The organism is Ruegeria sp. CI1, assembly GCF_056536925.1.
Genome location: NZ_JBQFQP010000015.1, coordinates 20,969 through 44,584 on the forward strand (window position 1 = coordinate 20,969; position 23,616 = coordinate 44,584).

At 58.2% G+C, this 23,616-nt stretch carries 24 protein-coding genes; 7 read left to right on the forward strand and 17 right to left on the reverse strand.

Annotated features, from left to right (window positions below; all coding sequences use genetic code 11):
• Positions 1-84: 84 nt before the first annotated feature.
• Positions 85-1,044: a DUF6492 family protein gene (locus tag ACR0LZ_RS16990; protein ID WP_480751045.1), complete on the reverse strand. Its 960-nt coding sequence runs from the start codon at positions 1,042-1,044 to the stop codon at positions 85-87.
• A gap of 226 nt (positions 1,045-1,270) precedes the next feature.
• Between ACR0LZ_RS16990 and ACR0LZ_RS16995 the strand changes: the two genes are divergently transcribed.
• The gene (locus tag ACR0LZ_RS16995; RefSeq protein WP_480751046.1) at positions 1,271-1,630 is read left to right on the forward strand and encodes a hypothetical protein; all 360 of its coding nucleotides are present in this window, start codon (positions 1,271-1,273) and stop codon (positions 1,628-1,630) included.
• Positions 1,631-1,788: 158 nt separating this feature from the next.
• On the opposite strand, the gene ACR0LZ_RS17000 is transcribed toward ACR0LZ_RS16995, so the two are convergent.
• Positions 1,789-2,682 carry a glycosyltransferase family 2 protein gene (locus ACR0LZ_RS17000; RefSeq protein WP_480751047.1) on the reverse strand — a complete coding sequence of 298 codons (894 nt, stop codon included), beginning with the start codon at positions 2,680-2,682 and terminating at the stop codon, positions 1,789-1,791.
• A complete protein-coding gene (gene proS / locus ACR0LZ_RS17005) occupies positions 2,666-4,006 on the reverse strand; it encodes a proline--tRNA ligase (RefSeq protein WP_480751048.1) in 1,341 nt (446 codons plus the stop codon). Before proS ends, ACR0LZ_RS17000 begins: the two co-directional genes overlap by 17 nt.
• Positions 4,007-4,278: 272 nt before the next feature.
• Between proS and ACR0LZ_RS17010 the strand changes: the two genes are divergently transcribed.
• The 3 genes from ACR0LZ_RS17010 (at position 4,279) to ACR0LZ_RS17020 (ending at position 7,636) form a co-directional block, all read left to right on the forward strand.
• Positions 4,279-5,352 (forward strand): AI-2E family transporter, encoded by a 1,074-nt coding sequence (locus ACR0LZ_RS17010; protein ID WP_480751050.1) that lies wholly within the window; start codon positions 4,279-4,281, stop codon positions 5,350-5,352.
• Positions 5,353-6,030 carry an HdaA/DnaA family protein gene (locus ACR0LZ_RS17015; RefSeq protein ID WP_480751051.1) on the forward strand — a complete coding sequence of 226 codons (678 nt, stop codon included), beginning with the start codon at positions 5,353-5,355 and terminating at the stop codon, positions 6,028-6,030.
• A gap of 61 nt (positions 6,031-6,091) precedes the next feature.
• The gene (locus tag ACR0LZ_RS17020; protein ID WP_480751175.1) at positions 6,092-7,636 is read left to right on the forward strand and encodes a Ppx/GppA family phosphatase; all 1,545 of its coding nucleotides are present in this window, start codon (positions 6,092-6,094) and stop codon (positions 7,634-7,636) included.
• Positions 7,637-7,643: 7 nt separating this feature from the next.
• Here ACR0LZ_RS17020 and ACR0LZ_RS17025 read toward each other — a convergent pair whose 3' ends face one another.
• The 8 genes from ACR0LZ_RS17025 to ACR0LZ_RS17060 form a co-directional block, all read right to left on the reverse strand.
• On the reverse strand, positions 7,644-8,066 hold the full coding sequence (locus ACR0LZ_RS17025; protein WP_480751052.1) for a hypothetical protein: 423 nt from the start codon (positions 8,064-8,066) through the stop codon (positions 7,644-7,646).
• Positions 8,063-9,076 (reverse strand): endonuclease/exonuclease/phosphatase family protein, encoded by a 1,014-nt coding sequence (locus ACR0LZ_RS17030; protein WP_480751054.1) that lies wholly within the window; start codon positions 9,074-9,076, stop codon positions 8,063-8,065. The genes ACR0LZ_RS17025 and ACR0LZ_RS17030 overlap by 4 nt, the downstream gene beginning before the upstream one ends.
• A 4-nt stretch (positions 9,077-9,080) precedes the next feature.
• A complete protein-coding gene (locus ACR0LZ_RS17035; protein WP_480751055.1) occupies positions 9,081-9,761 on the reverse strand; it encodes a TerB family tellurite resistance protein in 681 nt (226 codons plus the stop codon).
• Positions 9,762-9,806: 45 nt separating this feature from the next.
• Positions 9,807-10,295: an N-acetyltransferase family protein gene (locus ACR0LZ_RS17040; RefSeq protein ID WP_480751056.1), complete on the reverse strand. Its 489-nt coding sequence runs from the start codon at positions 10,293-10,295 to the stop codon at positions 9,807-9,809.
• Complete coding sequence (locus tag ACR0LZ_RS17045; RefSeq protein WP_480751057.1) at positions 10,292-10,894, reverse strand: VOC family protein; 603 nt, start codon at positions 10,892-10,894, stop codon at positions 10,292-10,294. Before ACR0LZ_RS17045 ends, ACR0LZ_RS17040 begins: the two co-directional genes overlap by 4 nt.
• Before the next feature lie 65 nt (positions 10,895-10,959).
• Entirely contained in the window at positions 10,960-11,415 is a 456-nt protein-coding gene (locus tag ACR0LZ_RS17050; RefSeq protein ID WP_480751059.1) for an MAPEG family protein, read from the reverse strand.
• A 22-nt stretch (positions 11,416-11,437) separates the two neighbouring features.
• Positions 11,438-13,564 carry a methylmalonyl-CoA mutase gene (scpA, locus tag ACR0LZ_RS17055; protein WP_480751060.1) on the reverse strand — a complete coding sequence of 709 codons (2,127 nt, stop codon included), beginning with the start codon at positions 13,562-13,564 and terminating at the stop codon, positions 11,438-11,440.
• Positions 13,561-14,568: a hypothetical protein gene (locus ACR0LZ_RS17060; protein ID WP_480751062.1), complete on the reverse strand. Its 1,008-nt coding sequence runs from the start codon at positions 14,566-14,568 to the stop codon at positions 13,561-13,563. The genes scpA and ACR0LZ_RS17060 overlap by 4 nt, the downstream gene beginning before the upstream one ends.
• 41 nt (positions 14,569-14,609) lie before the next feature.
• Between ACR0LZ_RS17060 and ACR0LZ_RS17065 the strand changes: the two genes are divergently transcribed.
• On the forward strand, positions 14,610-15,056 hold the full coding sequence (locus ACR0LZ_RS17065; protein WP_480751063.1) for a DUF4174 domain-containing protein: 447 nt from the start codon (positions 14,610-14,612) through the stop codon (positions 15,054-15,056).
• A 98-nt stretch (positions 15,057-15,154) separates the two neighbouring features.
• On the opposite strand, the gene ACR0LZ_RS17070 is transcribed toward ACR0LZ_RS17065, so the two are convergent.
• Both ACR0LZ_RS17070 and ACR0LZ_RS17075 read right to left on the reverse strand, forming a co-directional pair.
• A complete protein-coding gene (locus ACR0LZ_RS17070; RefSeq protein ID WP_480751064.1) occupies positions 15,155-17,200 on the reverse strand; it encodes an ATP-binding protein in 2,046 nt (681 codons plus the stop codon).
• Positions 17,201-17,323: 123 nt separating this feature from the next.
• Positions 17,324-17,524, reverse strand: a complete 201-nt coding sequence (locus tag ACR0LZ_RS17075; protein ID WP_480751066.1) for a hypothetical protein — start codon at positions 17,522-17,524, stop codon at positions 17,324-17,326.
• A gap of 656 nt (positions 17,525-18,180) precedes the next feature.
• Between ACR0LZ_RS17075 and ACR0LZ_RS17080 the strand changes: the two genes are divergently transcribed.
• Positions 18,181-19,320 (forward strand): DcaP family trimeric outer membrane transporter, encoded by a 1,140-nt coding sequence (locus ACR0LZ_RS17080; RefSeq protein WP_480751068.1) that lies wholly within the window; start codon positions 18,181-18,183, stop codon positions 19,318-19,320.
• Positions 19,321-19,406: 86 nt separating this feature from the next.
• On the opposite strand, the gene ACR0LZ_RS17085 is transcribed toward ACR0LZ_RS17080, so the two are convergent.
• The 4 genes from ACR0LZ_RS17085 to ACR0LZ_RS17100 form a co-directional block, all read right to left on the reverse strand.
• Positions 19,407-19,760: a hypothetical protein gene (locus ACR0LZ_RS17085; protein ID WP_480751069.1), complete on the reverse strand. Its 354-nt coding sequence runs from the start codon at positions 19,758-19,760 to the stop codon at positions 19,407-19,409.
• Entirely contained in the window at positions 19,754-19,927 is a 174-nt protein-coding gene (locus tag ACR0LZ_RS17090) for a hypothetical protein (protein WP_480751071.1), read from the reverse strand. The genes ACR0LZ_RS17085 and ACR0LZ_RS17090 overlap by 7 nt, the downstream gene beginning before the upstream one ends.
• Positions 19,927-20,412 carry a DUF6497 family protein gene (locus ACR0LZ_RS17095; protein ID WP_480751073.1) on the reverse strand — a complete coding sequence of 162 codons (486 nt, stop codon included), beginning with the start codon at positions 20,410-20,412 and terminating at the stop codon, positions 19,927-19,929. The genes ACR0LZ_RS17090 and ACR0LZ_RS17095 overlap by 1 nt, the downstream gene beginning before the upstream one ends.
• Before the next feature lie 251 nt (positions 20,413-20,663).
• Positions 20,664-22,196, reverse strand: a complete 1,533-nt coding sequence (locus ACR0LZ_RS17100; RefSeq protein ID WP_480751075.1) for an acyl-CoA carboxylase subunit beta — start codon at positions 22,194-22,196, stop codon at positions 20,664-20,666.
• Positions 22,197-22,378: 182 nt separating this feature from the next.
• Here ACR0LZ_RS17100 and ACR0LZ_RS17105 point away from each other — a divergent pair, with 182 nt between their 5' ends.
• Complete coding sequence (locus ACR0LZ_RS17105; protein WP_480751077.1) at positions 22,379-23,584, forward strand: multidrug effflux MFS transporter; 1,206 nt, start codon at positions 22,379-22,381, stop codon at positions 23,582-23,584.
• Positions 23,585-23,616: the final 32 nt, after the last annotated feature.

The window sequence follows — 23,616 nt, forward strand, 5'->3', positions numbered from 1 at the left end:
GAAATCTCCGCGGGTTTGCGTGCCGGACCCTCGTTCGATCACAGCCGATGGTCAAGGGAAGAGTTTGCGCAGGGCGCAATGTTGTCAGCCGGATACTGCCGATACCCGCGCCAGGACCGCCCGCGCGGTGTCCCGGTCACAAATTCCCCGCGCCTCGAGCGCGGCAAAGACACGCGCTCGCATATCCTCGGACAAGGCCGCAAAGGCCCGGGTGTCCAGCCCAAAGGACAAGGTTTCCACCCGTTCCAGCCGATCGATCTCAGCCGCCACCTGCTCGGGCGAATTGGTCGGCCAAAGCTCCGCATTCCGGCGCATGGTTTCCTCGAACCCGGCGCGGATATCGCCATATTCCCCCAGGCAAAAGGCGTTCAGCAACATGAACTCCGACAGGTTGCGCCGCGACGCGAACAGGCCCTGCACCGAATGGTACCGCGCCTCGATATCTCCGCACAGATCCTGCGCCAATTGACGCCTGACCGGAAACGGCATCGAAAATGTCGTTGTCCGGACAGTGTCCGGATTTGCCGCCTGCATGCCCAGCGCATTCAGGCTCTCGCGCCACCACGCCCGGTGACACTCGTTTTCGGGCCGAAGGAATGTCAGTTTGCCCCTGACGTCGCTGGTAAAGAAATCCTCTGCCGTCACCGGACGCAGGAACAGGTTCTGGGTGTCCAGAATAACCACTCGCTCGCATGGTGCCCGCGCCGCCGCCGCCAGATTAAGCGCCTGCTGCATACGATAGCCGTCGTTGCCCCGCCAGCCCTCACGCAACAGGTCATCCCCGCGCAGAATACGCAGTTTGGCCGCCAAGGGACCATAGGCGGCCAGCAACGGCTCCAGCGCCCGTTCAAGCACGGCCTCGTTGCAGTCGTTCATCACGACCTGGATCGACCCGACCTGACCCGTGTCCAGAAACCGGGCCATCGACAGGGCCTGAAGCTCCAGCAATGGGTAGTCTCGCGAATAGACCACCGTCACGAAACTCATCGCCATGCCGTTCTGCCCGTATCCATTGCAACCGGCGCGCGACGCCGCTCTGTTCACCTTTCACACCTGCAGCGTCAGGCGCGACAATTCAAGTGTCACCGCAAATGCCCGGCCAATCAGGCGCCAAGGATTGTCCCCAGAACACAAACAATTCGTTTCCGGTTGCGCTAACTGACTTCCAAATGCAACGCTCCTCGAGTAATTTTATTTCACTGTTTGACCGGATAGGGAAATTTTGACACCCTGCTCCGGGGGATTAATGAGTTTAGAGCGGGAGACGCTCATGAGTTATGAAGAACGAATTCAACCCGTAGGCCCATCGGGGCCGAACCACGCCTCAACTCAACTGGATTGCGAAACCGCCGCCCTTCTTCGCGCGGCGATCCGACCGGATTTCGAAAACGCCGCCAGTTGGACAACACTCAGGGACACGTTGCGCGCCAAGGGTTACCGGCTGGTTTTCCGGCAGGGTCGGCTCTGCATCACCGACCGGACAACCGGCGGCAGGATCTGTGGGCTGCGTTTTCTCGGCATCGAATTACGCGATCTGGTGCGGCGGTTCGGTCGCCCCATCGTCGTGGCCCTGCCCGGCAGCAACGCAGATGGCGATCTGATCGCCGCGCGACCGGCGCATCCGTCCTGAGCGTCGGCGACACGCCAAGGCAACCCCGCTGCGGTTACCGCTCGGGGTTCGCTGCTTCTTTCTGGTTGCAAGTACCCCAGAGAGTTTGAGGGACAGCGTCCCTCAATCCAAGATCGAAAAGAGCGCGCCGAAGGCGCTCAATCCGAAAACCGCAAGGCTCAGAATTTCCGCCAGGGCTGCAAATTGCGCCGGATGGTCTTGAACAGACTGTGCCGCGCCGCCGCGCGCAGCGCCTCCGATTGCCCCCGCCGCCGCAAGACGTCCAGCACCAGGGCCGCCGGCATGTGCCCCCGCTTGTAGAACCTTACAAAATCCTCAACAGTCAGTCCCTTGGCCGAGGAATACCCGTCAAAGAACTTCATCCAGATCCTTGCATAATCCTGCGCGGTCCGCTCATCGTCTCCCGACACTCCCCGGGTCCAGAACAACGATACCGGATGTTCCAGCCGCTCGCCGCGATATCCCGCTGCGATCATCCGCAGCATCATGTCGTAATCTGCCGCCACCGGAAAACTCAGGTCATGCCCGCCCAGTGCCAGAAACACCTCGCGGCGGATGAACACCGAGTTGTGGCAGAACGGCATCCGCTGCAACACAGCCTTCAGCGACATCCGGTTCTGGATGTGAATCCCGCCCGCGCCCATCTGCTGTGCCGTCGCGCCAAACAGGAAATCCGGCCGCGAAGCCTCCAACGCGTCAGCCGCCGCATTCAGTACATCGTCCGAGGCCAGCGCGTCATCCGAGTTCAGAAACAGCACATAATCCCCCCGCGCCGCCGCAACGGCGCGGTTCATGGCGTCGTACAATCCGGCATCTTGGGTGCTTTGAATGCGTACAAACCGGTCAATTCGGGTGTACTCCCGAATGAAGTCGATTGTACCATCGGTCGAGGCCCCGTCCTGGATCACATGCTCGAACCGGGCACAATCCTGCCGCCTCAGGCATGCGACAACCTCGCGAAAACTGTCGCCGCGCCCCTGGGACAGCAGGTTGTACGTGGCCGTGATCACCGAGATCAGCGGCCCGTCACTCTGCTCAGGCAATGCCTTCATAAATGCCCGCAAGCTTGGTGACCGCCTGTTCCGGGCTCAGCTCCTCGCTTTCCCCGGTGCGGCGACAGGTGAGTTCGACCACCCCGTTCTTGAGCCCGCGAGGCCCGACCGTGATCCGCCACGGCAAGCCGATCAGGTCCATGGTGGCGAACTTGCCGCCCGCCCGCTCGTTTCGGTCATCGTAAAGCGGGTCAAGACCCAGATGCGTCAACGCCCCATAGAGTTTTTCACAGGCCGCGTCGGCCGCGTCATCGCCCTGTTTCAGGTTGACGATACCGCAATGGAACGGCGTCACGCCTTCGGGCCAGATGATGCCCTTGTCGTCGTGGCTGGCCTCGATGATCGCGCCGATCAGGCGGCTGACACCGATGCCGTGGCTGCCCATATGTACCGGCACCGATTTTCCGTCGGGGCCTTGTACAGTTGCCCCCATCGGCTCGGAATACTTGGTACCGAAATAGAAGATCTGCCCCACCTCGATCCCCCGCGCCGACCGCCTGCGCCCTTCGGGGATCTGGTTGAACAGCGCCTCGTCATGGGTTTCATCGGTCCGGGCATAGAGCGAAGTAAACTCCTCCAGCACCGCCTGACACTGGGCCTTGTCGTCATAGTCGATCTCGCGCTGCCCCAGCCGAATATCGGTGACCTGGCTGTCATAGAACACCTCGGATTCACCGGTTTCGGCCAGCACCAGGAATTCATGAGTATCGTCCCCACCGATCGGCCCCGAGTCAGCACGCATCGGGATGGCCTGCAGGCCCATGCGCTCGTAGGTGCGCAGATAGCTGACGAGATGGCGGTTATAGGCGTGCAGCGCATCCTCTTTGGTCAGGTCAAAGTTGTAGCCATCCTTCATCAGGAATTCGCGCCCCCGCATCACACCGAAGCGCGGGCGGATTTCGTCGCGGAATTTCCACTGAATCTGATAAAGCGTCAGCGGCAGGTCCTTGTAGCTGCTTACGTGGCCACGGAAGATATCGGTCACCAGTTCCTCGGCCGTCGGCGTATATAGCATGTCGCGTCCGTGCCGATCCTGCATCCGCAGCATTTCCTGGCCGTAGTCATCATATCGCCCGGACTCGCGCCACAGATCCGCCGATTGCAGGATCGGCATCTGGATGGCGATATGCCCTGCCCGCGCCTGCTCTTCATGCACGATGTTTTCCAGTTTGCGCAGAACCTTGAAGCCAAGCGGCAGCCAGGAATAGATACCGGCGGCGGCCTGCTTAATCATCCCTGCCCGCAGCATCAGGCGATGGCTGACGATTTGGGCCTCGGACGGGTTTTCCTTGAGAACAGGCAGGAAATAGCGGGACAGACGCATAGGCAATCCTCTTTGGCAAGCGAAAGCCCGAACGCTCTACGCGATCCACAAACCCGAGGCAAGGCAGCACGTCATTGCGGCTTGCGGATCGTCAAGGTGTAGGAATTCACAGATTTTGCATTCTGCTTCATGCTTCAACACCGTTCAATTTGGCAGGCAGAGCAATGTGCGACATTGCCTTAGGGTAATTACCCGTAGCCAAGGAACGGGTTGCATCAAACCCACGCATCGGCCAAGAACTGAAGAAGGAAAGCGGTAACGGGAACAAAACCATGGCTTTGCCCGTCAGGGACCAACTCAGATACTGGGGCATTGCAGCGGTGGTTTTTGTCGCAGCTTTGTGGTTGCTGGGCGACGTGCTGTTGCCATTCGTGATCGGGGGAGCCATCGCCTACTTCCTTGATCCGGTTGCCGACCGGCTGGAACGTATGGGGTTGTCACGGTCGGCTGCAACGGCGGCCATAACGATTTTGTCGGTGCTGGTTTTTGTTTTGATGTTTCTGATGGTGGTTCCAGCGTTGATCACGCAGCTGATCGATCTGGTCGAGATTTTGCCGTCGCTATTCAAAGATCTGCGCAGTTTCATTGAAAAACAGTTTCCCTCGCTGCTCGACCAACATTCCAATACCCACCAGTTTCTCGTCTCAGTCGGTGAGACCCTGAAATCCAAGACCGGCGATGTGCTGCAAACCGTGGTGGCGTCGCTCGGCTCGGCGATCAATGTAGTTATCCTGCTGGTCATCGTGCCAGTGGTGGCGGTCTATTTGCTGCTTGACTGGGATCGAATGATCGAGCGCATAGACCAGCTTTTGCCGATGGACCACGCCCCCGTGATCAGGCGGCTCGCGAGAGAAATCGATCAGGTTCTGGCCTCGTTCGTGCGCGGGATGGGGACGGTCTGTCTGATTCTTGGCACATATTATGCTGTTGCCCTCATGATTGTCGGGCTGCAATTCGGGCTGATCGTAGGATTCATCGCAGGGCTTGTGACCTTCATCCCATATCTGGGAGCGCTGATCGGCGGGTCTTTAGCCATCGGGCTGGCCCTGTTTCAGTTCTGGGGCGACTGGGCCTCAATCGGGTTGGTTGCGGGCATCTTTGCTGCCGGCCAGATTGCCGAGGGCAATTTTCTGACCCCGAAACTCGTGGGCAGTTCAGTCGGCCTGCATCCTGTGTGGCTTCTGCTGGCGCTTTCGGTATTCGGCGCACTCTTCGGCTTTGTCGGGATGCTGATCGCGGTTCCGGTTGCCGCTGCACTTGGGGTACTGGCACGTTTCGGCGCGGGACAATATCTGACAAGTCGCCTTTATCTGGGGCTGACCGCACAGGATCAGGACGACGACTGAATGGCCGAGCAACTCAGCTTTGACCTCCCGGCCAAGACGGCACTGGGGCGCGAGGATTTCTTTGTCTCGCCAGCAAATGCACTGGCGGTTGCGATGATCTCCGCCTCGACCTGGCCGGGAAACAAACTGGTACTGACCGGGCCTGAAGGGGCGGGCAAAACCCATCTGGCGCATGTCTGGGCCGGCGAGAGAGGCGCGCGCATCGTTCACGCATCTGACCTGCGGCACGAAGAGGTGCCGGAACTGGCGCAGCACCCTGTTGCCGTCGAGGACGTGCCTGATATTGCTAGTGACATCGAGTGTCAGAAAACGCTGTTCCACCTGCACAATCTGGCTCTGGCCGAAGGCAGGTCGCTCTTGATGACTGGCCGTTTGCCCCCTGTCTTGTGGGCACTGCCGCTGGCCGATCTGCAAAGTCGCATCCAAGGTGCGCATCACGTGGCGCTTGACCCGCCCGACGACGCACTCTTGGGCGCGGTTCTGGCCAAGCTCTTTGTCGACCGCCAGCTCAATCCCGGCCCCGATGTCATATCGTATCTCGTCAAACACATGGACCGCCGGTTCGCATCCGCTTCTGAAGTGGTAGACCAGCTTGACCGCCTCGCACTGGCAGAAAAACGCGAAATCACGCGCGCCCTGGCTGTCAGGGTGCTCAACTATGACGCAGGCCAGGGATGATCCTGCAATTGACCCTATCCCGGCGATTTCGCATCCTGCCGACGCCATGACCGGGGGAGAGATGGAAAAACCAATCGCAACCACCGCGCCAGATTGGGGACCCTTCGGAAGGCCCCTGTTCGACGACCCAAGCGCACGCGCCTTGTCGCGCGTTGGGGTCGTTGACGTCGGGTCGAACTCGGTCCGGATGGTCGTGTTCGATGGCGCGGCCAGGTCGCCCGCGTATTTCTACAACGAAAAGGTCATGTGCGCGTTGGGTGCAGGCCTGTCGGAATCCGGACGCCTGAACCCTGAAGGCCGAACCCGCGCCCTTGCGGCCTTGCGTCGGTTCAAACACCTGTCGCGCGATCTGGACATGCCGCCCTTGCACGTCGTTGCCACCGCTGCGGTCCGCGAAGCCGAGGACGGGCCAGAGTTTTGCGCCGAGGTCCAGCGGGAAACCGGCCTGAACATCGAGGTCATCAACGGCGAGGAAGAGGCCCGGCTGTCTGCGCAGGGCGTTTTGCTGGGTTGGCCCGGCGCCTATGGACTGATCTGCGACATGGGCGGCTCGTCCATGGAGTTGGCAGAGATCGGCGGCGGAAAAGTCGGTCGCCGCCTTACCTCTCCGCTTGGGCCTCTGAAGCTGCGTGATATCAAGGGCGGACGTCGCGGCCGCAAGGACCACATCAAGCAGGTGATGGAACAGCTGCGAGATCAGTTAGGCCCACAACGGGACCGCCTGTTTCTGGTTGGTGGCAGTTGGCGCGCTTTTGCCCGGATCGACATGGCGCGGCGCGGTTACCCGTTGAAGGTTCTGCATGAATACCGAATGAGCACCAAACAGGTGCGCGCCACCATCAAGTTCATCGAAAACTCAGACCCGGAAAAGCTGCGTGCAAAGGCGGGCGTTTCCGGCTCGCGCATGGCGCTGGTCCCCTATGCAATGGACGTTCTTGCCCGCCTGATCCGCACCTTCAAGCCCAAGGATATCGCCATTTCCAGCTATGGAATCCGCGAGGGTCTGCTTTATGAACAGATGCCGCAACGCCTGCGCGACCGCGATCCACTGATTGAGGCGAGCTATTTCGCGGAATCCAAAGACGCCCGCCTGCCGGGTTTTGGCAAGTACCTGTTCGAATTCGTGATGCCCCTGTTCAAATCGGTGCCGCCTGCCAGAGTGAGGCTGATCAAGGCGGCATGTCTTCTGCATGACGTGTCCTGGCGGGCGCATCCCGACTATCGGGCCGAGATTTGCTTCGACAACGTCACACGCGCAAACCTTGGCGGTCTGAAGCACTCTGAACGGATATTCATCGGCCTCGCGTTGCAGCACCGCTACCGCAACAAACGCGACAAGGCTCAATTCGACCCGCTATACGCTCTTCTGGATGAAAAGGGTCAAAAACAGGCCGAGATTTTGGGCAAGGCGATGCGGTTCGGGGCCATGCTTTGGATGCAGCACGAGGTGAGAATGGGGCAACTCAGGTTTTATCCGAAAAAGCTGGAGCTTGAGCTTGTGCTGCCCAAGGAAACCGTGCCGCTTTTCAGCGAAATTGCCGCTGCGAGACTCGATTCACTGGCCGAGGCGCTGAGTGCCAAGGTCCGCATCATCGTTAAAGACTGAACCTTTCTCAGATGTCGATTTCCGGACCGGGGGCCGTTTTGTCCTGCGGCGGTTCCTGTTCTTCCTCAGGGGTCTCGGACTGTGGTTTTCTGCGTATGATGATGTCTCCGTTCGGCAGCATTTCAGGCACTTCGTAAACACTCCAATCCTGAATGTTGCGCGCCAGATCGGCAAGTGCCGGGCCCATCTCTTCCATGAAGGATCGCATAGAGGGGCCAAGCTGCTGTGTCAGGTCACGCAGATTGTCCAGTGTCGGCTCCATCTCTTTCCTCAACCCTTCAAAGAACAGTTCAGCCCCCTGCTCCATCAGTGATTTTCCGGTCTCTTCTTCGGCAAGCACAGGAACCGGCGCCAGGACAATTGCGGTGATGACAAGGACAGATCGCATCCAGTGAATATAGGGCGCGCCATCCATGCGTTCAAAGGTCATATCTGAATATCCAATGTCACGGGGAAATGATCGGATGCGGTTAGCAAGGCATCGCGGAGCTCCGGAACGTTCCAGCAATCTGGATCGTCAAATGGATGCCAGATACGCCAAACCGGGTCTTTGTCTCGCAGGCCGGGGCTGATCATGATGTAGTCGAGCAGAGCCTGAAGAAAGCGCCCGTCGCCCGGCATCTGGAACCGCGCCGTCGCAGGAACCGCCCCCGGCCTTAGTTGGCTCGCCTTGGCCGCATGGGGGTCGAACAACCCGGCGTCCAGAAGAATCTCGACCGAAGAACGACCAAAAAGGTGTTCGAATTCATCCAACCCCGGACCGTCGTTCATGTCGCCCAGCAAGATGACCTCTTCGCAAGCATCCAGATGCTGTTCAATACGCTGCTTAAGCCAGATCGCCTGGGCCAGTTGCTTGCGCCGGTTTGCGATAGAAATCTGTATTGCCTCGTCGCGCCTTTGTGCGCCATGGGGTGCTTTGGATTTCAGGTGTGCGCCGATCAGCCGCAGGTCATTGCCCGCCTTGGTTCGGATTGCAAGTTCGATGGGAGGTTTGGAAAACCGGATCAGATCTTGGGTGGCGTCAATGTCGAGGTCGATCCGGAAAACACTGTCAAAGCGGGGGGCCTCCGTGCTGCCTTTCTTGCCGGTCTCCTCTCCTTTCGGGTCATGTCGCGCTTGCAATGCATCGGGATCATAAAGCAAAGCCAATTCCTGATGCGTTTCGTTGGCAAATCCCATGACCGCGCGTTGGGTCCGAAGATCGAAAGTTGCGGCAAACTCCTGCAGGGCACGCACGGTATTCTGCGTTCGACCGGTGTTAGGAGCTTCGACGACAAGGATGGCATCAGCATCCAGCGCTGTCATCACCTTGGCCACGGCCTCGACCTGCTGGGCCTTGGTCACGTCGTGCCGTCCCGACCAGCTGTCATCAACGATCAGATGGTCATCCCTGTCAAAGAGATTGGCGAACCATTCCACGTTATAGGTCGCCAACCGCATCGTCTTAAACCCTTGCGCCGTTGATCTCGTCCCAGGCGCGATTGATATCAACCATCTTCTTCTCGGCCAATCGCACCGCCTCTTCCGGAACGCCTCGGGCCATCATAGCATCCGGGTGCGTGTCGCGCACAAGCTGTCGCCATACCTTTCGGATTTCCGCCAGCGGCATGTCGGAGGGAACACCAAGGACTGTGTAGGGGTCGGTCGGCGCATCTGGAACGAAACGGGCGCGCAGGGCTTTGAATTGGGCGTCTGTTTGCCCGAATATCCGGCTGACCTCTTCGAGAAACTCGTTCTCGCCAGGGTGATAGAACCCGTCGGCCAAGGCGATGTGGAACAACCCTTCCATCAAGTCGCAGAGCGTGGTGCTGTCCTCGGAGAACATCTTTTGTATGTTTCGCGCATAGTCCTGAAAGCCCGCTACATCTGTGCGCGCCATGTTGAACACACGTGCTGCGCCTGCCTCGTCCTCGGGGGCGATTCTGAAGACTTCCCGAAACGCCGTCACCTCGTCGCGCGTCACCTGCCCGTCGGCTTTTGCCATTTTGGCGCCAAGGGCAATGACAGCAATGGTGAAGGCCACCGACTTTTCAGGAGGCGTGCGCAGCCGTTCGAATACGGTGGCAAGACTTTCCCCCTGCGCCAATGCGCTCAGGGCATCTGTTATGCGGGTCCAGATCGACATGAGGCCACCCTATCCCGCGAGAGAGCCGGTGTCAGGTGCGACGAATCATACCCCAGACAGGATTTTTTGCATCAACACCAGATCAAGCCACTTTCCCCACTTTCGGCCCACCTGAGGCATCCGGCCAACCTCGCAAAACCCAATCGCCTTGTGAAAGGCGATAGCGGAAGGATTTGCGGCGGAGATGCCTGCAACCAGAACATGCACGCCATCCTTCCGTGCTTGAATTTCGAGCTGCTCCATCAAAGCGCGTCCCAATCCCTGCCCTCGCGCGTCTGAGGCAAGCAGTACCGAATGCTCGCGCGTATGAGCATAGCCGGGACCGCTTCGGAAGGGCGCATAGGTGGCAAACCCAACGCATTTTCTGTTCAGCTCCGCCACCAGATACCCCTCGCCGCGCGCTCCAATATCTGCCGCAATGCTTTCCGGGCCGCGTTCTGCCGAGGTAAACGTGATCAACGTCTCCCGTATGATGGCATTGGTTATGTCGGCAATGGCCGACGCATCTTCGGAACTTGCACGGCGGATAGTCATTCCAGAATCCGCATTCCGTGGGGCGTGTCGAACTTGGCCTTCAATCCGGGGTCGCCGGGCTCGATGTTGACCCATTTCAGTGGCCCGAGAAGGCCGGAAAGATCGTCCGCAAGCGGGTGAGACACGGTCAGTCGCCTTAGGGTACAGCCACTTTGCGTAAGCATGCCCGACGGATGCAGGTTTCCTTGCCATTCGATGAGCGCCGGAAACAGGTTGTCGAAGGGCAGCGCACCAGATTCAGGAACGGCCATTTTCCATCGCAGTTCACCGCGCGACAGCCACATGGGCATACCAACCGTGTCCGGCATACGAGCCAGAATCGCATTCATGTCGGTCACGTGACAAATCCAGTTTGTCAGGCGAGGTGCACCGGAAAACCTGTCCAGATCGAACCAGCGCGGCCTGCCGGGATCGGGCGATTCGGGATCGATTGCTATAGCCTCCAGGTACAGGCCATTCGCAAGCCCTAGCAGCGTGTTGTACGTTCCGAACTTGTCATGGTGCCCGCCCGGCTGCAATTTAACTCCCAAAGCTGCCTCGACATGCTCGGTCGCATCTTCAAGTGTCGCCCCGGCGACGGCAATGTGGTCCAGTTGCATGACTTACCTCCGCTTAGGCGAACCCTAGCGTTTCGTGGGCGGCGTGCAACAGTCTGATACCTGCATCAAACAAACCAAACCAATATAGACCACAAAGCGGCAACGACAGTCGGATAGAAAGTTCCTGCAAAGCCGAATCCGCGTAAGGGTGGCGACCTGTGGTAGCCCAGCCAGAACACTACGCGCATCAAGGCGAATGACATACCGAGCACGACGGCAACGGCCCCGCCAAGAACAAGGGCGACAAACGGCCAGAGCGCCAATGCGAGCACAAGTTGTTCCACCGTATTGGTCAGCACCCGCTGGTCGATGTCGGCGGCGGAATCCGGAACAAATGTTGCGCCATCAATAATTGCGTCATCAAAGAAGCGCCGCTGGGCCGCCCGCCCAATCATGACGGCGAGAACCAGCCCCGGCAAAACAAACGCAACCGGCAGGGCCATTGGCAAAGGCAAAAATGGCAAATCCAACCGTGGCAGCAAGATGACGACAGCGAGTGCCCACAGGGCACCCGCCGCCATACCTATTAAAATGACTCCGCGCTTAGCCACGCGCTTCGCGGATCAGACGCAAGATGTCCTGTGCCGCTTCGGGAATGTTGGTACCCGGGCCAAAGATCGCCTTGACGCCCGCCTTGTGAAGGAAGTCATAATCCTGCTGCGGGATCACGCCACCGCAGATCACGATGATATCCTCAGCACCGGCTTTTTTGAGTTCTTCAACCAGTTGCGGCGCCAGCGTCTTGTGCCCCGCAGCTTGGGACGAGATGCCGACCACATGCACGTCGTTGTCGATGGCATCCTGCGCCGCCTCGGCCGGAGTCTGGAACAATGGCCCGACATCCACATCAAATCCGATATCTGCAAAGGCCGTGGCGATGACCTTGGCGCCGCGGTCGTGACCGTCCTGCCCCATCTTGACGACCAACAGGCGCGGGCGGCGCCCTTCGGCCTCGGCAAAGTCCTCGATGCTTTTCTGGATTGCCGCAAAACCCTCATCGCCCTCGTAAGCTGCGCCATACACACCGGCGAGCGTTTTCACTTCGGCGCGGTGACGTCCGAATTCCTTTTCCATCGCCATGCTGATTTCTCCTACGGATGCGCGCGCGCGCGCGGCCTCGACCGCCGCCTCGAGCAGGTTGCCGCCTCCCTTGGCGCGGCGGGTAAGTTCGTTCAGGGCTGCGATACAGGCTTCCTCATCACGGTCGGCCCGCATTTTATCAAGCCGCGCAATCTGCGCCTCGCGCACCGCTACGTTATCCACATCAAGGATATCGATCGGGTCTTCCTTTTCTTTGCGGTACTTGTTGACACCAACGATCACCTCTTCGCCGCGGTCGATCATTGCCTGACGGCGGGCTGCCGATTCCTCGATTCTGAGCTTGGGCATGCCGCTTTCGACAGCCTTGGTCATGCCGCCCATCTCTTCGACTTCCTGCATCAAGGCCCAGGCTTTTTCGATCAGTTCGTTAGTGAGGCTTTCGACATAGTAAGACCCTGCCAAAGGATCGACCACATCGGTCACGCCGGTTTCCTCCTGCAAAACGAGCTGCGTGTTGCGCGCGATACGGGCCGAAAAATCGGTCGGCAACGCAATCGCCTCATCCAGCGCGTTGGTGTGCAGCGACTGGGTGCCGCCCAACACTGCGCTCATCGCCTCATAGGCAGTGCGAATCACGTTGTTGTAGGGATCCTGTTCCTGCAGCGACACCCCCGAGGTCTGGCAATGGGTGCGTAGCATCTTTGAACGTTCGCTTTTCGCCCCGAACTCGGTCATCACCCGGTGCCACAACGTGCGCGCGGCACGGAGTTTGGCGATTTCCATGAAGAAATTCATGCCAATGGCAAAAAAGAAACTGAGCCTCCCGGCAAATTTGTCCACATCCATGCCCGCATTGATCGCCGCGCGCACGTACTCGCGCCCGTCGGCCAGCGTATAGGCCAGTTCCTGCACCAGGTTCGCCCCGGCCTCTTGCATGTGATAGCCCGAGATCGAAATCGAGTTGAACTTTGGCATCTCGTTTGATGTGAACTCGATAATGTCCGAGATGATCCGCATCGAAGGCTTGGGCGGATAGATATAAGTGTTGCGCACCATGAACTCTTTCAGAATGTCGTTCTGAATGGTCCCGGAGAGCACCGATTTGTCATGACCCTGTTCTTCGCCCGCAACGATGAAGCTGGCGAGAACCGGAACGACAGCGCCGTTCATTGTCATCGACACCGACACCTTGTCGAGCGGGATGCCGTCGAACAGAATTTTCATGTCTTCGACGCTGTCGATAGCCACACCGGCCTTGCCCACATCGCCCACCACTCGAGGGTGGTCACTGTCGTAACCGCGGTGAGTAGCCAGATCGAAGGCCACTGAAACACCTTGCTGACCAGCTGCCAGATTACGGCGGTAAAAGGCGTTCGATTCCTCGGCCGTCGAAAAACCGGCATATTGCCGGATCGTCCATGGGCGGCCTGCATACATGGTTGCCTTGACGCCACGAGTGAAAGGGCCAAATCCCGGCAACGTGCCCATATGCGCCAGCTCTGCCGTATCCGCTTCGGTATAGAGCGGTTTGACCTTGATCCCTTCCAGAGTCGTCTTGTCAAGGTCTTCAACGGGTCGGCCGCGCAGTTCCTTTTCGGCCAGCGCGCGCCAGTCGTCGGTTTTGGTCATGATGTCTTCCTCTTGTGGATATCGGTCGCGACAGGAGATGCCCCGTCAGGTTTTGTTTCCTGGCCCTCGATCAGAACGGCGAGCCCATTGGCGCCACCGGCAAGCCAGTCCAGGTCAGCGGTGTGGGCCACGTTCAGCACGGCGGACTGTTCCAGAGTGAAAGGGGATGCGGCGAGCAAATTCTCGGGATCTTCCGGAATGCAGGTCGTGGGGCGCCAGGGGCGCTCGGCCGCGTTCAAATGCTTGGCCCTATGGGCCACTGGTGTGGGTCGCCCAATCATATGTGCAAATTGCAAATCCGGATGACCGGCATAGCTTTCATATGGCAGAATCGACAGGCGGACACCGGGAGCAGCCAATGCGACATCAGTGATGACTTCTCGCCAACTGCGCTTGTTCTTGGCCAACCAGTCTAGAATAACTGGTCCCGGCATCGTTCGACCTTTTTGCAATTGAAACGCAAGGACCGACGCCCAATAGTCCTCCAGTTGACGGATATTCAGTACGATATCCGTCACGCCGCCGTCGAAGAATCCGGCAAAAACAGAAAGCCGCGCGCCAGCTGCTGGATACAGGGTTGCTTCTCTGAGGCTCTGCCCCATTGTCCCAAGGATATTCTCGTCACTCACAATGAGACATTGGATCCCACGTTTTGCCGCGCGTTTGGATTGCACCCTGATACGCTCCGCAGCCGCTTCGCGGACTTGAGTAGCGATTTCCGTGTTTCCAAATCCTGGGCACAACTTGTTCCGAATCCTCGGAGGCCCCCAGAAGCCGATTCCGTTTTGCTCAAGAAACTCCGAGTTATCGCGCAGGTAGTGTTGGAAACTCGTCGTGGCACAGCGATGAGCGCCGAGGTGAAGAATGACGCGCAGCCTTTGGTCGCCTATCCCATCATGTGACTGCCGATGCTCTGAAAGGGGACTATTCACAGTCATGTCCACCCCTTTCGATAAGACCATTCCCGTTTTTTTTCGCAGGCGCGTCCATTTCTTCAGTCGCAATCGCCAACATAGCCTCTATATTCAATCGAACAGGAGGCCGAATGAGACGCACGCTAGCTGTTGTTTTTTCTGCACTTATCCCCTTCGCTGCATTTGCGGCGGATGGCACTTTACCAGCGGAGGACGAGCTGATCCGTCCCGCCAGCAATAGCGACCTGACCGAGTTCTTGTGGGTCAAGCGTCCCATTGTGATCTTTGCCGACACACCTGCCGATCCCCGGTTCCAGCAACAGATCGACATGTTGCAACAAGGCGAAGCGATGCTGCGTGACCGCGATGTCGTAGTCTTGACCGACACCAATCCCCAAGAGCGCACACCTGTACGCAACAAGCTGCGTCCGCGTGGATTCCAGATGGTTCTGGTAGACAAGGACGGCGAGGTAAAGCTGCGTAAGCCCACGCCATGGAGCGTACGCGAGATTAGCCGGTCGATCGACAAGACCCCCATGCGCGAACGGGAAATCCGCGACCGGCGCGAAAGCAACTGACTCTCGCACCGGGTCGTCAAATCCCATTCAGGCAAGACGGTTTTGCCGCGTTTCACGGTGTTACCCTTTCTTCACAGTGAGAGACCTGGGTTGCCCGGTCACTCGAATTCCATGATCACTTCGTCGACAGCCAGGCTGTCTCCGGGATCGGCGTTGATCTTGGCGACGGTCCCTTTCTTTTCGGCGCGAAGAATATTTTCCATCTTCATCGCCTCGATGGTGCACAGCGCCTGACCTTCCTGCACTTCCTGGCCCACCTCGACGTCGACCTTCACGACAAGACCAGGCATCGGGCAAAGCAGCATTTTGGATGTGTCCGGTGGAAGTTTCTCGGGCATCAGGCGCGCCAATTCCGCCTGACGCGGCGTTCGCACATGCACCTTGAGATCCGCACCCCGGTTGCGGATGCGGAAACCGCCCGAGATTTTTCCGACTTTCAGAACAAGCGGTGTCCCATTGACATCCAACGTTGCCAGTTGATCCCCAGGCGTCCAGTCCGAAGCCACGCGATAGGACCCACCGCCTTCGAATGTTACTGTCGAACCAGCCGGATCCGCGTCGATTACGACGTTGTAATCAAGCCCCTGAAGGCTGACCGTCCAGTCAGTGCCCACTTTGCGTTCGTGGTTGTCCATTCGCCCAGAAACCCGAGTTCTGCGAATTTCGGCAACACGGTGCATTGCCGCGCTGGCTGCCGCGATACGGCGCAGATCATCTTCGTGCAGTGTTACGCCTTCGAATCCGTCGGGATATTCTTCGGCGATGAAAGCGGTGGTCATGTCACCTTCGACGAATTTGGGATGATCCATCACCGCACTCAGGAAGGGCAGGTTGTGGCCGATCCCCTCGACTTCGAACCCGTCGAGCGCCACACGCATCGCTTCGATGGCCTGTTCACGCGTTGGTGCCCAAGTGCACAGTTTGGCGATCATCGGGTCGTAGTACATCGAAATCTCGCCGCCCTCGTAGACCCCGGTGTCATTGCGCACCGCCGTTACACCTTCGGGTGCGTCCCCCTGCCATTTGCCGTGGGCCAGCAACGGACCTGCGGCTGTCTCGGCAGGTGGGCGATAGCGGGTCAACCGACCGATGGACGGCAGGAAGTTCCGATACGGGTCTTCGGCATACAGCCGGTTTTCGATGGCCCAGCCGTTCAGTTTCACGTCATCCTGTGTGATCGACAACGGCTCGCCCGCCGCCACACGGATCATCTGTTCCACAAGATCGACACCGGTGATCAGCTCGGTCACAGGGTGTTCTACCTGCAGGCGGGTGTTCATCTCGAGGAAATAGAAGTTCTTTTTCCCGTCCACGATGAATTCAACCGTGCCCGCACTGGAATATCCGACGGCCTTGGCCAGCGCGACTGCTTGTTCGCCCATCGCCTTGCGCGTTTCGGGATCAAGGAACGGCGACGGCGCCTCTTCGACAACTTTCTGGTTACGGCGTTGGATCGAGCATTCGCGTTCACCCAGATAGATGCCGTTGCCATGGCTGTCGCAAAGCACCTGGATTTCGATATGGCGCGGCTGGGTCACGAATTTCTCGATGAAAATCCGATCATCTCCGAAAGAGTTTGCCGCCTCGTTCCTTGACGACTGAAAGCCTTCGCGTGCCTCGGTGTCGTTCCAGGCGATCCGCATCCCCTTGCCGCCGCCACCGGCGCTGGCCTTGATCATGACCGGATAGCCGATCTCATTTGAAATCTTGACGGCCTCCTCCGCATCTTCGATGAGGCCCATGTAACCGGGAACGGTCGAGACATTTGCATCCTGAGCGATCTTCTTGGAGGTGATCTTGTCCCCCATGGCCTCGATCGCACCTTTGGGAGGGCCGACAAAGGCCACACCTTCGGCCTCGAGAGCCTCGGCAAACTTGGAGTTCTCTGACAGGAAGCCATAGCCCGGATGTACCGCCTGCGCCCCAGTTTCGCGAATGGCGTTCATTACATTGTCGATCACGATATAGGATTGGTTTGCCGGTGGCGGCCCGATGTGTACAGCCTCGTCGGCCATTTGAACATGCAAGGCCTGCTTGTCGGCGTCCGAATAGATGGCGACTGTTGCGATACCCATCTTTCTGGCAGTTTTCATAACCCGGCAGGCAATCTCGCCCCGGTTGGCGATCAGGATCTTGTTGAACATGGAATGTCCTTTGTCTTGGGATGTTTCAAATGCAAAACGCCGCTTCGGACAATATGGTCCGAAACGGCGTTCCACAGTGATTTCGGTTGGCCGGGATGTCCGACCTTAACTACAATCTGCTGATCAGCAGCTTTTCTGCACTTCGCAATACAGCAGGTTTCCTGCCGCACCAGCCGCTGCCCCGACAACCGGGTTTGCGTCAAGAACGAGCGCGCCCAGCAGGCCCGCGCTGCCACCAAAGAGTGCCTGTTCGCCTTTCGTGTCGCCACACGCGGCCAAGCCCGCACAAAGCACGATGACCGAAATGAACCGAATGTTCCGCATGAGTCGCATCCCCTATCCAAGTTTGACTGCTCACGCGTGTGATGAATGGGAAATCCCAAATTTCTCAAGTAAATTCGGTGGACAGCTTGACCATGCGCAAATCTTTGCCGTGACCCTGCGAAAACCAGCCGACGGAAAAAAGCGGGCGGGTCAATGTGGGGTACATCAACCAGCCCGCTGAAGGAAGGGGTACGGAATAGTAGGTGCATGTGCGGCGCAGGCAAAGACGTGCCGCACGGCCCGGTCACTCTGCCCGCGCCGTGCTTTTCCGCCAACACGTCTGTTGGGAAGGCAGAGTTTCCGGCTAGTTTCTGCCCATTCTCTACACCCACACGCAAAATTGTGCCGACGCAAATGTGAACAGACCGGCCAACACCTGAGGTGGCTGGTGTCACATCTACGTAAGAGCCCTCATATTGATCGTTCGACTCCGCGGAGTTCCCTTCATTCCTGCTGTTCGCCGCCGCTTTGAAAGAATCACGCTTTGACAACAGTTTGCACTCATTCTTCACGCAGGCGTGGGCATTCCGTGATGGACAATCATTTTGCCGTGAGAAATCAACGCAGACCAGTCTCGAGAACGTGATTTTACACTTGGTAAACAGCGTGAAACGCTGGCTGTTCTCACTCGCAAGACAAGGACCAAGCATATGAAAATGAACACAAAAACAACCCTCGGGTTGACTGCAGCGGCGTGCGCGTTTGCTGCTTTTCCTGCCCTGGCGGAAGACTCCGAGGAAATCGCCGAACTGCGTGCTCGGGTCGAGGCGCTGGAGGCTTCCGAAGGTGCCGCACCGTCCGGTGATTTGAACATTGGCAACACCGCAATCGACATCTACGGCTATGTCAAAGCCGACTTCTTCTATGACTTCGAGTTTGACCAGGGGGACACAGCGTTCGTCAACGTAATCGGCGAGCCGTCTGCCGCGACGGACGGTCATTTCGGCGCGACGGTTCGGCAATCGCGTATCGGCCTGCGAAGCACCACTCCGAGCGATATCGGCGACATTACCGGTCAATTGGAACTCGACCTGTTCGGTGGCTCCAGCAGCTCGCCCGAGTTGCGGGTTCGCCATGCGAACGTCCGCATTGGTGACACCTGGCTGATCGGCCAGTACTGGACCAACTTCATGCCCCTGGCAGAATATCCAACCACGGTCGAATTCAACGGTCCGGTTGGTATTGCTTTCGCACGTGTGCCTCAGGTCAGATACACGGCGGATATTGCCGCTAATACGGTGTTCAGCGCATCGGTCGAGGAAAACGTTTCGGGCTCTGCTTCCGACGATCCGGTTCTCACCGCAGCCGTTGCGTACAGCACTGACCGGTTCTCGCTTCGCGCGGCTGGCCTTTACGGGACAGCCACGTCGGGCGGCGCAGAAGTCGATCAAACTGGGATTACCCTTGCGGGTTCGGTCCGCCCTTGGGAAGGTGGTCTTTTTCAGGTCACGTACGTGAACGGTGAAGCCCTTGGTCCCTGGTTGATCGGCGTGGGCAATGCGATTGTCGGCGGCCAAGCCAATGACGTGGACGGCTATACCATCGAGTTGCGGCAAGACCTGGGCAACAGATGGAATGTCGGCGTAGCTTACGGCAGAGAGGACTATGACCTTCCCACGTCGACCGGGACCCTGTCTTTCACGGAATTGGAAACCATCCACGTGAACGCCTTTTACCAGGCCACCGACAATCTGACACTGATGGCCGAATACATCTATGGCGAACGCAATGACGTCATTTCGGGAAACACCTTTGACGGCAGTCGCGTGCAACTTGCGGCTCAGTGGACATTCTGACACCACATTCCGGCCCTGCCCCATTCCGGGCAGGGCCTTGTCCGCAACATTGCGCGAGAAGGTGTATGCGACGGCCGGGAGCATGTTCAGCTAGCCCCCCCGAAAACGCCCGGAAACGTCTGCCGCGCGGCATCCACATCGATCACTAGTAGCGCGCTATAGCTTTCAGGATCGAATGGGTCCTCTGCCGGGATCACCTCGCGTCCGAACAGCCAGCTCAACCGTCCAGCATCGAGATTGCCGCGCTCAAAGGGTTGATCGCCAAAATGTTCCCACAGTGCTTCGAAAAAGACTGCATCCGCTTTGCGGTCAACAGCCTTGCGGTCGCGGAACCTTTCGCGACGCGTCAATGGCGTCACACCTTTGGGATTGGCCCGGCGTATCGTGAACTGGAAATCGGTGCCGGGAAGGCGGCCGGGAAAACCACGATGCTTCAGCATGGCAGCGCCTCCTCGTGCAGAGGGGCGAAGGCAAACGCAGGTATCATCGTGGCGTCGGGATAGTGCCGGAACAGGCATCCGGATGCGACTTGGGTCATCTTTTTCGCTTTCAGAACCATCTGGCACGGTTGAGGGGCCAGAAACAGTGTAGAGGTTGCATTCAACATCAGAGCCCCTCCCATACGCAGGCGGCATTTTCCAGCCTATAAGCTTCAAAGTACTGGGTCGCAGCCTTCTGAGTTTGCCCAAATTCCACCTCACGATCTGCCATCGAGATGATCACGCGAGCCGGTTCCAACTGGTGCCTGGCGACGTACGGCACGGCCAGGGTATCGCAGAGATGGTCCATATCGTGGGTCGCCACGTCATGCCCGATCTGCCCTATCTCTGACCCGATTCCGGGTGCTACGAACCGGAAGCGGACCCAAAGTTCGCCCGGATTGGTATCCAGCAGAACCTCATCCAGCCAGACTTCCTGACCGGACGGCACCGGCAGGCTGCCTTGCGCAAAGGCGTTCGTGTGCATGACCAGAGATACTGCGGTAATAAAAATGCCGCAGCCCCGGCCCCGCCAATGGCGGGCTCCTCCTGCCAGGGCTGCAGGCGCTGCGCGGTGGGCGCGCGCGGCTCTATGTACGATCGCACGGATCATGTGGGCGATTCGCCTCTGGCGTCAAATTGAGATCGCGCTTTCGGTCCGATCACTCTCGTTTCAGTCGAACTCCAAACTCTGCGTTGCCCTTTGCTGCCGGGGTGATGGACGCAATGACCCGCGCGCGACCCAAGTGCATCCCGTCCGACGCCAATAGGCACGTCGACGAACAATATAGGGAGTCTCCGATCTTGCGGTTTTTGGATCATCTGTTGTCCTTCATCGGGTGGGGCCTCTCCCACCCGAAAGCCTTACAACGGGATATTGTCGTGTTTCTTCCAAGGGTTCTTCAGCGACTTGCCTCGCAACGAGGCAAAGGCACGCGAAACCCGACGGCGAGTTGAATGCGGCATGATCACTTCGTCGATGAAGCCACGTTCGGCCGCCACAAAGGGGTTGGCGAAACGGTCTTCATAATTCTTGGCGTGCGCCGCGATCTTTTCGGCATCTCCCAAATCAGCACGGTGAATGATCTCGGTTGCGCCCTTGGCCCCCATTACCGCGATCTCTGCGGACGGCCAGGCATAGTTGAAGTCACCGCGTAAATGCTTGGACGCCATCACATCATAGGCTCCACCATAGGCCTTTCGGGTGATCACCGTGACCTTTGGAACTGTCGCCTCGCCATAGGCGAAGAGCAGTTTGGCGCCATGCTTGATCACACCGCCATATTCCTGGCTGGTGCCCGGCAAAAAGCCCGGAACATCGACGAAAGTCAGAATCGGGATTTCGAAGCAGTCGCAGAAACGCACGAAACGAGCAGCCTTGCGGCTGGAGTCGATGTCGAGACAACCTGCCAGCACCATCGGCTGATTGGCAACAACGCCCACAGTCTGCCCTTCAAGTCGGATGAAGCCGGTGATAATGTTCTTGGCGTAGTCTTCCTGAATCTCATAGAAGTCACCCTCATCCGCTACTTTGGTGATCAGTTCCTTCATGTCGTAGGGCGTGTTCGGGTTCTCTGGAACCAGCGTATCCAACGACGCCTCGATCCGGCCCGGTTCATCAAAGAATGGGCGCACGGGCGGCTTTTCGCGGTTGTTGAGCGGCAGGAAGTCCACCAGACGCCGCACCTCGGCCAGCGCCTCAACATCATTTTCGAATGCACCATCGGCGACCGAAGATTTTCTGGTGTGGGTCGAGGCCCCACCCAGCTCCTCGGCAGTGACCACCTCGTTGGTGACGGTTTTGACCACATCGGGACCGGTCACGAACATGTATGAGGTATCCTTGACCATGAAGATAAAGTCAGTCATTGCCGGAGAATAGACCGCACCACCAGCACAGGGGCCCATGATCACGCTGATCTGCGGCACCACGCCCGAGGCCATGATGTTGCGCTGGAACACTTCGGCGTATCCGGCCAGCGAGGCGACACCTTCCTGGATTCGCGCGCCACCCGAGTCGTTCAGACCGATCACCGGCGCGCCGTTTTGCACAGCCATATCCATGATCTTACAGATCTTCTGTGCATGCGTTTCCGATAACGATCCACCAAAAACGGTAAAATCCTGGCTGAACACATATACCATGCGCCCGTTGATCGTCCCCCAGCCGGTGACGACCCCGTCGCCCGCAGGCCTTTGTTTTTCCATCCCGAAATCGGTGCAGCGGTGTGAAACGAACATGTCGAATTCTTCAAAACTGTCTTCGTCGAGCAGCAACTCGATCCGCTCGCGCGCTGTCAGTTTACCGCGCCCATGCTGCGCATCGATCCGCTTTTGCCCACCCCCCAGGCGCGCTGCTTCGCGGCGGCCTTCGAGTTCGGAAAGGATGTCTTTCATCGCGATTGTCCCCTTTAAGATTTGACCGGACCATATAGTGTGTCTTGCATCATCCAAAGAACAATTCGGCAAATTTGCAAAGTATTGGCAATCTTATATTTGCTAAATGAAAATTGGCTAATCAACATATCTACACTCCAGCTGCCATGGATTTGGCGCAATCAATGCAATAGATGCAAACTATGCAGTTCAGTTCCACCCAGACTCACCGCAGTCCGCCGACGCTGGCGACGCTTATTCTGTTGTCCGGCCTCTCGGCGCTGGGAATGAATGTGTTTCTGCCAAGTCTGCCGAACATGACGGCATATTTTCAGACTGATTACAGGGTCATGCAGCTTTCGGTGGCAGTGTATCTTGGCGTAAATGCAGGCATGCAAATCATAATCGGACCGCTTGCAGACAAAGCCGGTCGCCGCCCGGTGATCCTGTGGGGGATCGCCTTATTTCTTCTGGCGACGCTGGGCTGCATCTACGCTCCGACCGCCGAGATTTTTCTGTTTTTCCGCATGTGCCAGGCGGTGATCGCGGTTGGAGTTGTGCTTAGCCGCGCTGCCGTGCGGGATATGTACGAGCAGGACAAAGCGGCCTCAATGCTGGGCTACGTCACAATGGGCATGGCCGTGGTACCGATGATCGGCCCGGCCATTGGGGGGCTTTTGGACGAAACACTTGGTTGGCAGGCCAATTTCTGGCTGCTCCTCATTCTCGGTTGCATGGCCCTTTTCCTGACGTATTCGGATTTCGGAGAAACTGCCCTCAAGAGTGGCAAGACGTTGGTCCAGCAATTCCGCGAGTATCCGGAATTGCTGACCTCGCCACGCTTCTGGGGATATTCGCTGGCCTGTGGTTTCTCGTCTGGGGCCTTTTTTGCCTATCTCGGCGGCGCGCCTTTTGTAGGTTCCGAAGTTTTCCAACTCACGGCCGCCGAGGTTGGCGTCTATTTTGGCGCACCCGCCCTTGGGTATTTCTTTGGTAATTTCATAAGTGGGAAATTCTCGACACGCGTCGGAGTGAACCGCATGGTTCTTTGGGGGTGTTGGCTGAACACGCTGGGAATTGCCTTTTCAATCTTAGTTACACTTCTAGGCGCGGACAGTGCGGTTTCTTTTTTTGGCCTGATGACTTTCGTTGGGCTCGGAAACGGGATGTCGATCCCCAATGCAACAGCCGGCTCCCTTTCGGTCCGCCCGCGCCTTGCTGCAACGGCTTCGGGCCTGAGCGGCGCGATCATGCTCGGTGGCGGCGCTGCGCTGAGCGCTTTTGCAGGATGGTTACTGACTCCCGAGACGGGCGCGCTACCCTTATTGTGGCTTATGTTCGCAACCTCGGTACTTGCCATTCTGGCAATCACTGTGGTCATCATTCGCGAAAAGCAGCTTGGCCTTTGAATACTTGCACAGGATGATTTGCAAAGTTAGCC